This is a genomic window from Bacteroides oleiciplenus YIT 12058, assembly GCF_000315485.1.
GTDB lineage: Bacteria > Bacteroidota > Bacteroidia > Bacteroidales > Bacteroidaceae > Bacteroides > Bacteroides oleiciplenus.
The window spans coordinates 367,597-381,426 of record NZ_JH992941.1; the positions used below are offsets into that span (position 1 = coordinate 367,597).

Below are 13,830 nucleotides of genomic sequence, written 5' to 3' on the forward strand. Positions count from 1 at the left end.
GGCTTCAAGTTTTAGGTTTACGATGCAAAATAACAAAAAACTTTTCATTTTATACGTTGTCATACAGCAAATTGTTATAAATTTGCAGCCAATTCTATCCTTTTTAAGGTGGAAGAACATTTTTATAAACTTAATAAAAAACAAAAGAAAATGAAAGTAGCTATTGTTGGAGCAAGCGGAGCCGTGGGACAAGAATTCCTGCGTGTGCTCGATGAAAGGAATTTCCCGTTGGATGAGTTAGTGTTGTTCGGTTCTAAACGCAGTGCCGGAACAAAATACACATTCCGCGGTAAACAGATCGAGGTAAAACTCTTGCAACACAACGATGACTTTAAAGGGGTAGATATCGCTTTCACTTCCGCAGGCGCTGGTACCTCTAAAGAGTATGCCGAGACCATCACCAAACATGGTGCCGTGATGATTGACAACTCCAGTGCTTTCCGTATGGATAACGATGTACCTTTGGTAGTGCCTGAGGTAAACGCAGCCGACGCTAAAGATCGTCCACGCGGTATCATCGCCAACCCGAACTGTACTACTATCCAAATGGTAGTGGCACTGAAAGCCATCGAACAGCTTTCTCATATAAAGACCGTACACGTTTCTACGTATCAGGCTGCCAGCGGTGCCGGTGCTGCCGCTATGGACGAACTGTACACACAGTACCGTCAGGTATTGGCTGGTGAATCTGTTACTGTTGAAAAGTTTGCTTACCAATTGGCATTCAACCTCATTCCTCAAATTGATGTGTTCACTGAAAACGGATACACCAAAGAAGAAATGAAGATGTATCACGAAACACGCAAGATTATGCACACTGATATTAAGGTAAGTGCCACTTGTGTACGTGTTCCTGCCCTTCGCTCCCACTCTGAAAGCATCTGGGTAGAAACAGAACGTCCTATCTCGGTAGAAGAAGCTCGTGAAGCCTTCGCAAAAGGTGACGGTCTGGTATTGCAGGACAATCCGGCAGAAAAGGAATATCCGATGCCGTTGTTCCTTGCAGGCAAAGATCCCGTTTATGTTGGTCGTATCCGTAAGGACCTGACTAATGAGAATGGACTGACTTTCTGGATTGTGGGTGACCAAATCAAGAAGGGCGCTGCACTGAATGCAGTGCAGATTGCAGAGTATCTGGTAAAGGAGAATGCTATTTAAAAAACAATCATTCATATTGCAATAAAAAAAGAGGCTGCACTTCTAAAGTGCAGCCTCTTTTCGTTTATTTCCAGTTAGGATTCTGTTGCATATTGGGGTTAAGAGTCAACTGTGTTGTAGGTATCGGATAGAAATAATGTTTGGCTTCGTAAGTACGTGGTTGGTTAAGAGTGTTTGAACCAATCATATATCCATCAGCATTAATATCAATTTCCGGATTTTCTACATTTTTCATGTTAGCTCCAAGATAGATAGTAGGATTCTTGGAAGAATCAAGCAAATCGAGCTTATGCCAACGAATCAAATCCCAGTAACGTGTCCAATTATCACACATCAATTCACAACGGCGGCAACGGCGAATTTCCCAAATCAAATTGCTGACACCCATATTATTGGCCGGATCGGCTTCAGGTTGAGTAGTCATATCGGGCAATCCGGCACGAGCCTGCAATCTATTGATGGATTTGTCCAAATCTGCTTGTGTCAACGTTCCAAGCTCAGCCTTAGCTTCAGCAAAGTTCAAATAGACTACAGACAGCCAGTAAAGCGGACAGTCTGTGTACTGCTTGTTAATACTATTACGGTCGCTTACGCTCAATTCAGTCGTATTATCGTATTTAGCTATACCATAACCGGTAGTGGAAGTAAACGCTGCAACTCCAGCACGGCTATAAGCACTACCCTTGAAGCATAATACAGGGTCGAGGGTAACCGCCAATCGCTTGTCGCGAACGGCAAGAACATTCTCAATACTATATTTACCATTTGCATCTTTGACTGCGGCATCATCGGTATCCATTGTGGTAGTTGCTTTAGGTTTGCCGTCAAGGAACAGATAACTGTCGAAGGCATTCTTAGTCATACCGCTAGTACCACTTGTATTGATAGTGTAGTCAATGGTAGAATGCATAAAGGTGTTCTGTGAATAAGGCTTGTAGAAAATCATTTCAGGATTAGAAGCCAGCGATACAGAATTGTAGTTTCCCTGATAGCTCGGATTCAATGAATACCCTTTAGCCATCAATGCTTCACAAGCCGATACGCACTCACGCAAGTATTTCTCAGCACGGGTGTTGTCGGCAGCTTTACCGGCATTGTCATTGGCATTACGGTATTTACAATAGGTACCTTCATACAACGTGATGTCAGCTTTCATGGCCAGTGCCATATCGGCGGTGAAGCGTTGCTTGTTGGTGCCCGTAATTGTAGTGGTAGCATAGTTCAGGTCTTCAAGCACATTGTCCATTACAACATCGCGATCCGTACGTGGTCCGTAAACCACATCCTTGTCTGCCGGATCTACAACTGTAGTTATCCACTGTACATCACCATACATGCGAACCAATTGAAAATATTGCCATGCCCGGTTTAAGCGTGCCAAGCCTTCATAATTAGCTTTAACAGCATCATCAAGCGTAGATGTTTGCAATCCTTCGATAATATAATTGGCACGGCGGATCTCAGTAAAAGGAGCAGACCAATTTGTAGAAGTAGCAACTACACTTGTATAAGTCCATACAGTTGACTGATAGTCCACTTGGTCATCGCTCAGCGTCTTGAAATAGAACCAGCCGCCACCGCTACCATTTCCATAACCCGAGTAATTGTTATAGAACGTATTGCATTGGTTATCAAGGTTACTTGTATTGCTCCAATATGCAGAAGTATTGGTAAAGGCATCCAGAGGTGCCTTGTCGAGAAAGTCATTACAACTCGTCAAGCCCGTCAGTACTATTGTTGCGTATATGAATAGTTTTTTCATCATTCTTATTGTTTTAATGGTTATTATAAGGTTACCTGGATACCGAATGAGAAGGTACGAGTGATAGGAGTCGTACGTCCCCAGCCACCATAAGAGAGACCGTCACCAGTGCTGATTTCCGGGTCAACGGGGAGGTCACTACCCTTGTAAAGCAGGAAGAGGTTGCTACCGCTAAAGTAGATGCGCGCCTTTTCGATGAAAGCTTTGCGGGTCCATTCCTTCGGCAAAGTATAACCGAGGGTTACATTCTTTAGACGAAGATATGACATATCAGTCAAGTAACGGCTTTGCGGATAGTAGTTGTTAGAACCGTTTGCAATACCCGATACGGTACCTTTGGCCTCATTACCCGGATATAAACGGGGATAGGTATTATTCTGGTTGATTTCATAACCGGTTATCGTTTTCCAATCATCAGTATAGAGCACTCTATTATAACTTGTCTGGTTATCATAAATAGCTAAGTCGGCTGCACGCATCATCGGGAAATTCAAAGAAGAAATAGTCCAATCGGAACGTTTACCCACACCTTGGAAGAACAAGTCCAAGTCAATGCCTTTCCAACTGCCACCGAGGTGGAAGCTATATTCGTAACGAGGAAGCGAATTACCGATAATCTTCAAGTCACCATGGTCGTCGGCGGTTCCTTTTCCCCCGTCAATCGCTCCACTGCCATCCAAATCTTTGAACTTTATATCGCCCGGGCCATAGTGGAATGGAGCCCGTTCAAGTGCTGACTGACTGGCAATACCCGATTTATAGTTCCAGCTACCATCTGCATTCTGACCGGTAAAGTCAGATTCTTCAAAGTAACGGTCTGTTTCAAATCCCCAGATGTCACCATAATTTTTACCCGAATAATAAGAACTGAGTAGTTTAGAGTCATCACTCCACTTCGTCACTTTTGTCTTGGAGTCACTAAGATTGAAGTTTGCATACACATTGAATTCACCGAATTTACGATGCCAGTCGAGGTTCAACTCCCATCCGCGTGTGCGCAGGGTACCGGCGTTATCGTAAGGCGCAGTGGCACCTACACTGTTTGGCAAAACCTGAGCAGGAGCAAGCATATCACGGTTTTCGCGTTGATACCAATCGAATCCTACGGTCAGTTCATTGTTCAGGAAACCCAAATCTATACCAATATCAGTGGTGCGGATACGTTCCCAGGTAAGGGATTTCGACACTAGTTTAGGCATATTATATTGAGTCAGTCTATTGGCATTAGCTCCATTACCATCTACCCAATAAATATATCCTGAAGCAGATGTATTTTCGCGTTGGGTAATCATTGCTTCGAACATATAGTCGCCGATAGCTTCATTTCCAATTTCACCATAAGATGCACGCAACTTACCATTGCTGATAACTTTTTTCAGCGGTGCAAAGAAAGCTTCTTCAGAGAAACGGTAACCGATAGAGGCAGAAGGGAAGAATGCCCACTGATCAGTATGCGGGAATCTGGAAGAACCGTCATAACGTCCGTTCACCTCCAACAGGTAGATACCCTTGTAGTCATAGTTAATACGTCCGAAGTAACCGGCTGATGCACGGGAAGTATGCGACCAGTTTATTTGTTGTCCATCCTGACTAGCCAAGTTCAGTTCGGGATACGCTTCGTCATACAGTCCTTTGCGGTATCCATATAGATAAGTGTAATCTACCTCTTCTGCATTGGCACCAACCATTACATTCAGATTGTGAGACTTAGCAAAAGTCTTGGCGTAGTTGGCATACACATTCAGCGTCCAGGTATTCTGCTTGGAATTATCCCGCCAGATTGCCGAGTTGCTTTTAGTAACAATGTATTTAGGGGTAGGCAGTCCCGACCAGTCAACACCATAAACCGAGAAGTCTTCCGAACCGCTGTTCAAGTTCTGAATAGCATAAGTAAAATCTGCATTCAGAGTTAATCCCTTAACGATCTCAGCTTTCAGGAATGCATTCATGCGAGTGAGGTCGGTAATTTCCCTACGGTCGGATGCTTGCTTACGCATAGCCATAAGGCGGGTGTCATAACCATCGACGGTACCTGAAGGAATAAAGAAAGAACCCCAGCGCCAAAGAGTCTGATAGGTACTACTGTAAACATCAGGACGCTCATAAGCTTTACGGGAGTAGTTGACACGTGCACCTACTTGCAACCAATCGTACAGGTTTGTGGTTACATTCACTGATACATTGTACTTTTTCAGTTCATCGGGGCGTACTTTCATGATACCTTCTTTCTGGTCATAACCAAAAGAAAGATAGTAATTAGTCTTTCCTGAAGTTCCCTGAACAGAAATATTGTGGCTCTGCGAAGGAGCAGCTTTGCTATAATAGATATCTTGAACATCCCAGTCGGCATAATAGTAAGGAGTTCCGTCGATTATTGCGTAATCACCAACATTACTATCACTCTGATAAGGTCTCATTTCGCCATATTTCAGTTTTCCACGGTTCTGCTGTGCCCATCTTTGAGCATAAGGCAACAGCTTATCGAAATACATACCAAAGAGTTCAACTTCATATTGGTTGGCGTTAGCTTTGGCTTCCAGTGCAGAAAGCAGCTGAGTAGGAACATCCGGGAAGTTGGGGAGGTAAGTTGCCTGATCCCAAGCGAAGTTATTGCTATAATTAATGGTAACCTTTTCCGTCGGTTTGGCACTCTTCGTGTTAATCAAGATAACACCAAAAGCGGCACGTGTACCATAAATAGAGGTAGAAGCGGCATCTTTCAATACAGAAATACTTTCAATATCCTGTGTATTTAAGAAAGATATGTCATCCATAGGAACACCATCCACCACAATCAACGGATTACTCTTTTCTGAGTTACTCAACGTACCAACACCACGAATACGCATCGAGGCACTCCCATTGATATCACCATTTTCCGTGGTGATGCTCAAACCGGGAACCGCACCTTGCAATGCTTTGGATACATCTTGTTGAGGGCGACCTGCCATAGTCTTATTCAAGTCTACAGTAGTAACTGCCCCTGTTAAGTTGGCTTTTTTCTGTACACCATAACCAACTACTACTACTTCATCTAATAATTCAGTATCCTCCTTTAAGATGATTTTCATAGTTGAGGTTGCTTTCACTTCTTGTGGTTGGTAACCGATGAATGATATTTTTAAAGTAGCGCCTAGTTTAACACTCAAAGTAAACTTACCGTCCAGGTTGGTTACAATTCCATTAGTGGTTCCTTTTTCTACCACGCTAGCACCGATAATAGGCTCGCCTGCCACATCTACGACTAAACCTGTAACGGTGATAGACTGTAACTGCTCTGTTACTTCCAAAACATTATCCGAGTCAGTTGGAGCAGCCATTACGTTACCGCTACTTAAGAACAGTGCACTTATTGCTACTGTTATGAGGAACTTATTGGTTAGTCCTCGTTTTTTGCGATCTTCATTCATAAAAAGATTGATGATTTTGTTATTAATTAAATAGTTCTCTCTAAAAATTAGGGCAAGGATAGTCAGTATAGGAATAGCTTTAGCTATTTCTTCTGTTAGACAAGTTTCTGTTCCATAGGCGTTTTCTCTATTTATAGGTTTAACTTATATTTTATCTCTCTTATTCTTTTTAAACATTTACCAAGTTCCAAGAGAACATTGCTGAGTCCTCATCGGTAATAATAGTATACATGTAAAATAGATTGGTATCTGAATTAATATTTATCGCAGAACATTTATTTATTGCCTTTCACTTTTTATCTATGCAATAATTAAATGACCATTAAATTAATAGTCATTTAATAAAATAAGACTTAATCAGTAATTTTATAAATAGATTATGAGATTCTATAATTGAGAAGAAAAGACTAAGATTACTTCAGCAGACAGAAGAAAAGTCACTTTCATCTGCTTGTTTCACAGTCATCATGGGACGTCGACGTGTAGGAAAGACCATTTTGTTACATAAATCTCTTGAAGGGAAACTCAAGATTTTGAATGTGTCAATCTATTTTCAACGATATAACGTACAATATAGCGAATGGATATTTGAGAAGTATTTTCGGGAAAGGGTTGTGGAAACTATGAATATCACCCAAGTGGGTAATTGTTGGGCTACCAAAGGGGAAAATGAGATTGATTTGATTGCACTGAATGATTTCGAGAAGGATGGTATTGTTGCAGAAGTGAAGCGTCATCCGAATAAAATCAGTCATACTGTCTTGGCAGAGAGGATAGCAGATTTACTTAGATAGTTTGTAGAATATAATTTAATACAGAACGGATTTTTATTAGAAAATCTGATGAAGTAGCATTTAGTGAATTAATGGTTAAAAAGAAGGTTGGCTTGATATATGCAGCCAACCTTCTTTTCATATAATAGTTTTATTTATGGAGCAATCTCTTTACTCTTAAGAGATTATGAATCCTTTTACAGGGTATTCAAAACTGCTCATGTTTCCTAATGCTCAGTATAACTGTATACTTTTACAACTGTTGCTTTGTTACGAAGACCGGCAAAATTATGAGTTGTATATCGGCCAGTAGTAATATTCCAGTAATCCGTATAAAGTTTGCCATTGACTTTCAACAACCAATCTACATCATCCATAACCGTTTCTCCAGGTACACCACCATTTGCAGCCGTTACTACAATACGAAAATCTATGCGGGCAGCTCCCTGTGCAATGTACGTTGTTTTTTTAACAGGTACAGGCTGGAAACCCGTGCTTTCACCAAAAGCAACTGGTGCACCCAAATTGAGCCATGCACTTTTGGTTGCATCCCCCGTTGCATCCCCCACATTCTTACCATCAGGAATGAGACCGGCATTTTTATCTGCATTTGTATAGAGCGGATGCAAAGTGTATTGATACTGATATTGCAACTTCATAGTAGTAGGATGTCCCTCGGCTTCATACATCAAGTTTATGAAGCGGATATGAGCAATGGTATCTGTATCGAAAGTAGCTTTGGATGGATCAAGCGGATAAGGAATATCAAAATCGCGTTCCAAAATAATCGGACTGGTATTATAATCATGTATGATAACATTCTGTTTTCCCTTGATTAAAGTAACATCTTGGTCGAATACAAGTTTTAAAGCTGTACCTTGATACAACTTCAGATTGGCCTTACCTGGTTTGGCATAATAAAATCTGCCTGCACCTGGTATGGTATTATAGTATCCCAATACATTGGTACTATTGGTCAGTAATTTCCCATTTAACTCTACTTTATAGATATTGTTTTCAGCCGACGTAGTGACCGGTGTATAATGACCTATTTGGAACTGAGCCATATCATCTCCGACCGGAATGGCGTCATAATCAACCTCCATCTTTTCACATGACCCCATAGAAAAGGCAGCTAAAAGAGCAATACTTATATACTTTATCTTTTTCATATCATTTATTCCTTTTAAATAAAACATTAGTTAGCAGGATATTCACCTGGGTAAGCAAACCAAGGGATAGAACACTGGTAATTGGGTGCTGTGCCGGATATCGGTTTCAGTTTTTCCAATGATTCGATGTTCCATGTGTACTCTGAATTATAACGTGGGCGAATGCGATAGCAGGGTGAACCATCATTGTAAAGATTGTATGCTGCATTTCGGAATTCAATGTCTCTGGCAGCACCTAAAAAGTAACCTTTGAATACCTTAGTATCATCTTCGTCACGTTTCACCTCGATTAAGCGTGTGGCATCCCAACCATTATTTTTAGATGGATAATCGCCGGTGTACTGAATGTCATAGTGATATTTACGCAAATCAGTCCAAGCTTCTATGCCTCCCCAAGGATAAAGCGAAATAAACTTCTGTAGCATAATGTGTGAGAGAGTGAGATTCGCTTCCCCCAATCCTTCTACATAAGGACCAGCATAATATTCATTTGCCAAAGCATTGTATACACTCTTGGTGACTTTATCTCCGCCACTAATGACTCCCTTAGTACCCGGATAGAGTGGTGTAACCGTGAAATCCAGATCATTGCGTACCCCTTCTTTGAAAGCTATATAAGCAGCTCCCTTGTTGCCCTTCTTCCAATATGCTTCAGCAAGGCAGAGCTTGATTTCGGCGGCAGTCATCAATACGTAGGGCGCATCATCACGGAATAACCAGCGGCCAATACCATCGTTAGGCAAAGACGTAGTAGAATTCTTTACTGTTGTGGTACGTCCATAAAGATGTGGAGTCGTTTTAATACCAGCAGGATTGGTACGAGAGGTATTGTTTCTTCCTCCGTAATATTGATGTGCTTTTACACTGTCAGGATTATCAATGTACAGGTATTCAGGATCGCTATCGGTACTCAGTTTCACTGTTACACGGGGGTCGTAGTGTCCAGGTAAGTTAACCAGTGTATCTGCTATATATTGCTTTTCAAGCAGTTCATACTGGTAATATGGATTGGGAGGCGTTGTTTGCTTAATGCGCTGTCCGTCTGTACCATATTTAGGTATAGTTCCTGTCATAATCTGTACCATATAATCGTGTTGGTAGTAGGTAGTACCCAAATTGCCGCGTTGTGTTCCCCAGAAATTGTTATAACCTGAGTAAGGTACACTTCCTGATCCGCCTTCCATTTCCACCATAGCATCATCTGCGGATGTTTGTAATGATTTGTTGGCAGCCTCAATTAATTCATCGGCATACTTTTCAAGGAAATCCGATTTGTTAGATAAAGATGCCAGATTACGTACAACTACACCATGAGCAAATTTAATCCATTTAGAGATATCACCTTTATAAACCCAGTCATTGGCAGAGATCTTTGAACTATAAGAAGTTTTATCCTCCATTTCCAGGTATTCGATAGCTTTACGGGCCCATCCACGGACAGCCTCATAAATATCAGCCTGAGAGTCATAATCAAAGCGCACACGTTCGTTATCAAAAGCCTGTTTAAGTGGCAATTCACCATAAACTTTGGTCAGCATGTCCCAGCTGTATGCTTTAATAGCATAACCAATACCGACGAGGTGCCAATGTTCTGCTGCAATGGCTTGATTGATTAAGTTTTCAAGATTCATACCCTGATTCCAGTAAACCGTGCGCCAAATCAAGGCTCCCGTATCACTACTTTGGGGATAATAGTGATTACCATAGTTAGAACCATACGAACTCTGCGTAGTACTCCACATGGAAATCATGGGCAGAATAGCATATGTCAAATCCCACGTAACGTCTTGGTAAGTTTGTAGGATACCGGACAGATATAAATAATCTTCTACATAATCCGGAGAGTCAATATTCTTATTTACATCTAAATAATCGTCACAACTGACATTGAATAACATCAATAGAGATAGAAATGGAACAATTATATATTTCTTCATATTCTTCATATTAATAGGATTTATGATTTAGAATTGTACACTCAAACCGCAAGTGATGCCACGTGGACTGGGAAGACTCCATGTATCATAACCTTCACCACCTACACCACCAGCTGATGCAGACATCGTGTTACCTACAGCATCCAGACCATTGTAATTTGTAATAGTAAATAGATCATTACCAGAGATGTATATCTGGGCATAGCTGATTAGACCGTTGGTCAACTTCTTAAGGAACTTTTCTGTAAACGTATACGATAGCCGTAGTTCTGACATGCGCAGATAGTTGACATTGGCCTGAACCCAGTCACGTGCAGAGCCGGCATAAATCGTGCCGCCATAATTACCATATGTAATGGCAATATTATTGGGTGTCGGATTCTCTGAGTTTTCATTACCATCTTTCAATACACCTGGAATTATAACAGAGCCTTGCTCGCGTTTCTTCACTGAGTCCCAGTCTATACCGTTTTGCGCCAGATAGCGACCGGTTCCATTGATAACAGTTGATTTAAACTTACCCGAGAACATTGCATAAAGGCGCCATTGGCGTTTAAAAGTAACTTCCGTTGAAAAGCCGAAACGCAGTTTAGGTTCGCGGTCGCCTATATGTGTCCATTCTGAACTTACACGTGGAGCTCCTGTCGAAGGATCTATTAAAACTTCACCTTTGTCATTACGTTCAAAGTCAAGACCATGGATAGAAGTAACCGGATCACCTACCATCGTACCTAAACGAACACCGTTCGTATTTCCATTTGTATAGGTATCATAATATTCTGCCATCGGAAGGCTAATCGTTTTTGAGCCAGTATGTGAAAGGTTCACCCCTACATTCCAACGCCATCCATTGTAATTATGGATAATATCTCCATCAATATGTCCTTCCCAACCCCAAGTTTTAAAGTCACCCAAATTACGGGTGTTCAGCACGAAGCCTGTGGCGTATGATAAGCGGAACCCTGTTACAATCTGATCTGTGCAGTTGGTGCGGAAATAGGTGAAATCCGCAACGATTCGGTCGTTCAGAAAGCGCCCTTCCGCTCCTATTTCATAGCTAGTCGTCATCTCAGGCTTTAGTTTTGAGTTCGGACCTGTATATCCATATTTGTAGCCGCCACCTCTAAGCTCCGTAGCTTCCAGCTCTGGATTAATAGAAAGTGGAGATGTATCTTTGCCTACTTGTGCCACAGCACCTCTCAATTTCAGGTAGTTTACGATCTCACTTCCTTTAAATATAGGCAATTCAGTTAGAACGAATGATGCTTCCAGTGCCGGATAGAAATAACTCCGATTATTAGTAGGTAATGTTGAAGCCCAGTCATTACGTCCACGTAAAGTGAGGAATGCCATGTTGTCCCAACCAAATTCAGCTTGTGCGGAAATAGCCTGAATACGGCGAATGGTAGAACGCTTTTTAGAAGTGACAGTAGTTGGAGCCACGTTGTTGATAGAGGCCATATCCCACACAATATAGTTTTTACCATAAGAACTCAAACGTGTTATTTTGTTTTCTACCTGATGATAGCCAACTTGTGCAGTTACACTCAGCTTTCCATCAAAGAATTTGTCGTTCCAACCTGCAAGCACATTCATAGAAAGGTCTGAGAAGTTTTCTTTAACCAAATTATATACTCCACCACGACCAGGTTGGATATCATAGTTATTTTTAGCCCACAACGGATGTTCAGATGTCTCGAATGTCTGCGTGCCTATATCCCAGCCATACTGTGCCCGCAGGAAGAAGTGAGAATTCGGTTGAATAATACCGGTCACATTACCTATAATTCGGTCGGATTCATCATAATATTTATTTTTATTCATCAAAAACAACGGATTATACATATCACCGTCCACATATGGATATGGATAGCGCATGTGTACCAGGTCTGGGTCAAGATAATTACTCATATCATCAACAAGCGGCCAGCGAAGTGCATAGTAAAGCGGCCCACTAGTACCTTTAGGCATCTTATTGTTCTGGGTGGATGCGTATTGCATGGATGATTCAAAACGCATCCATTTAGTAATATCTGCCTTACCGGACAAAGAGAAGTTGCTACGTTGGTAATCAGTATTCTTAATCGTACCAGTTTGATCGGTAAATGAAGCGGAAGCACGCATAGTTAACTTTTCAGTACCGGTTTCCACTGATACATTGTGTACTTGGGTGAATCCTGTTTGCAGAATTTGATCAAGGTTATTGTAGAGTTTGGTACCTTCAGGATAAAGTCCACCAAAACGGGCAGTATTAAAATAGTTAGTTACACCATAATTGCCATTAGAATATTTGGTTTGTGGGTCGGGCAGTCCGTAAGATGTATCCCAACGGAAACGGTTACTATATGAAACCTTACCCTTGCCTGCCGTACCTTTCTTTGTCGTAATAATAATGGCTCCATTAGAAGCATTCGAGCCATACAGTGCTGCGGCGGCTGCTCCTTTCAATACGGTGATACTTTCGATATCTTCAGGGTTGAAGTCATTACCGCGTGACGAGAAATCCAACGTACGGCTACTATAAACATCCTCTACGGCCATACCACTACTTGCTGAAAAGGAGGAGTTGTTCATTGGGATACCATCGACAACATAAAGTGGCTGGTTGCTGCCGGACAGTGAAGTGATACTGCGTAGTGTTACTTGTGTTGATGCTCCCGGAGCGCCAGAACTGGATACAACGTTCATTCCGGATACGCGCCCTTGCAACGCTGTGATGAAATTATCTCGTCCCGACTCTGCAATTTCATCTGCAGTCACTTTCTGTACCGATGAACCGATACCGCGTTGAACACGCTTCAAACCGAACTCCGTAACGACGACTTCGTTCAGCATATTGGCATCTTCCTCCATTTGCACATTAATTTGTGTCTTGGTCACTTTTACAGATTGTGGTTTGCAACCTATATATGAGAACTGGAGCGTAGCTCCTTGTTTAGCAGTGATTGTATAGTTTCCGTCAGCGTTAGTTATTACGCCTTGGCTAGTTCCTAGAATTTGAACACTTGCCCCAGCTAGAGGCTCATCAGCAGAATCAGTAACTTTACCTTTAACAGTTATCTGTTTCTGTTGTTGTATTACTTCAGTAGCGGGTGAAGTTGGTTTGTCCGTAATGTCGTTAGGACTGGCATTTATGCTGATAACAGGTACTATTAGCATAGCAGCTATGCCCATAGAGATTTCCTTAAATCTATTCATAAGAGTCTCATTGTTTAAATTATTTTTGTTTGGATAAAGTTATAAAACTATTGCATTCCCTTGTTTTATTGAAGAATGCATTAGTCATGACGGTTTGAGTACTTTATTATGTACTATTTTTCTTGTTCGCGTGATTTTCATTCATAATAATGATGATTTAAATTATTCGTTGAAATAGCTTTCAACATTCAGAATGGTAAGGTAATAAATAAAAAATAGTCGGTGAGGCTATTTCTTTTAGAGGATAACTTTCTGTTCCATAGGCGTTTTCTCAATTTACAGGTTTAACTTATATATTATCTCTACTTCAAATCTATCAACGGTTCCAAGAGGACTTGGTGTGGATATGATTAAAAAATAGCTATACTGTAGCCTTGATTTATCTAAAACTTACCTGGGCTGCACTTGCTCCGTAGCTTC

7 protein-coding genes are annotated in these 13,830 nt (G+C 41.4%); 2 read left to right on the forward strand and 5 right to left on the reverse strand.

Going from position 1 to position 13,830, the window contains the following annotated elements; genetic code table 11:
- The first annotated feature begins 150 nt into the window (after positions 1-150).
- Positions 151-1,158, forward strand: a complete 1,008-nt coding sequence (locus HMPREF9447_RS09675) for an aspartate-semialdehyde dehydrogenase (RefSeq protein ID WP_009129535.1) — start codon at positions 151-153, stop codon at positions 1,156-1,158.
- Between the two features lie 64 nt (positions 1,159-1,222).
- Here the strand turns inward: HMPREF9447_RS09675 and HMPREF9447_RS09680 are convergent, their stop codons facing one another.
- Together HMPREF9447_RS09680 and HMPREF9447_RS09685 are read right to left on the reverse strand one after the other, a co-directional pair.
- The gene (locus HMPREF9447_RS09680) at positions 1,223-2,920 is read right to left on the reverse strand and encodes a RagB/SusD family nutrient uptake outer membrane protein (protein WP_009129536.1); all 1,698 of its coding nucleotides are present in this window, start codon (positions 2,918-2,920) and stop codon (positions 1,223-1,225) included.
- 23 nt (positions 2,921-2,943) lie between these two features.
- Complete coding sequence (locus tag HMPREF9447_RS09685) at positions 2,944-6,330, reverse strand: SusC/RagA family TonB-linked outer membrane protein (RefSeq protein WP_009129537.1); 3,387 nt, start codon at positions 6,328-6,330, stop codon at positions 2,944-2,946.
- Between the two features lie 467 nt (positions 6,331-6,797).
- On the opposite strand from HMPREF9447_RS09685, the gene HMPREF9447_RS09690 reads away from it, so the two are divergent.
- On the forward strand, positions 6,798-7,124 hold the full coding sequence (locus tag HMPREF9447_RS09690; RefSeq protein ID WP_009129538.1) for a DUF234 domain-containing protein: 327 nt from the start codon (positions 6,798-6,800) through the stop codon (positions 7,122-7,124).
- A 206-nt stretch (positions 7,125-7,330) separates the two neighbouring features.
- Here the strand turns inward: HMPREF9447_RS09690 and HMPREF9447_RS09695 are convergent, their stop codons facing one another.
- Genes HMPREF9447_RS09695 through HMPREF9447_RS09705 form a run of 3 tightly spaced genes read right to left on the reverse strand, consistent with a single transcriptional unit; the run spans position 7,331 to position 13,410 of the window.
- A complete protein-coding gene (locus HMPREF9447_RS09695; protein ID WP_009129539.1) occupies positions 7,331-8,275 on the reverse strand; it encodes a hypothetical protein in 945 nt (314 codons plus the stop codon).
- A gap of 26 nt (positions 8,276-8,301) precedes the next feature.
- Positions 8,302-10,212, reverse strand: a complete 1,911-nt coding sequence (locus tag HMPREF9447_RS09700; RefSeq protein WP_044137965.1) for a SusD/RagB family nutrient-binding outer membrane lipoprotein — start codon at positions 10,210-10,212, stop codon at positions 8,302-8,304.
- 27 nt (positions 10,213-10,239) lie between these two features.
- On the reverse strand, positions 10,240-13,410 hold the full coding sequence (locus HMPREF9447_RS09705; protein ID WP_009129541.1) for a SusC/RagA family TonB-linked outer membrane protein: 3,171 nt from the start codon (positions 13,408-13,410) through the stop codon (positions 10,240-10,242).
- Between the last annotated feature and the right edge of the window lie 420 nt (positions 13,411-13,830).

Excerpts from the sequence above, each read along its gene's own strand:
- HMPREF9447_RS09685 (WP_009129537.1), bottom strand. The coding sequence starts at position 6,330 with ATGAATGAAGATCGCAAAAAACGAGGACTAACCAATAAGTTCCTCATA.
- HMPREF9447_RS09705 (WP_009129541.1), bottom strand. The coding sequence starts at position 13,410 with ATGAATAGATTTAAGGAAATCTCTATGGGCATAGCTGCTATGCTAATA.
- HMPREF9447_RS09675 (WP_009129535.1), top strand. The coding sequence starts at position 151 with ATGAAAGTAGCTATTGTTGGAGCAAGCGGAGCCGTGGGACAAGAATTC.
- HMPREF9447_RS09700 (WP_044137965.1), bottom strand. The coding sequence starts at position 10,212 with ATGAAGAAATATATAATTGTTCCATTTCTATCTCTATTGATGTTATTC.
- HMPREF9447_RS09680 (WP_009129536.1), bottom strand. The coding sequence starts at position 2,920 with ATGAAAAAACTATTCATATACGCAACAATAGTACTGACGGGCTTGACG.
- HMPREF9447_RS09690 (WP_009129538.1), top strand. The coding sequence starts at position 6,798 with ATGGGACGTCGACGTGTAGGAAAGACCATTTTGTTACATAAATCTCTT.
- HMPREF9447_RS09695 (WP_009129539.1), bottom strand. The coding sequence starts at position 8,275 with ATGAAAAAGATAAAGTATATAAGTATTGCTCTTTTAGCTGCCTTTTCT.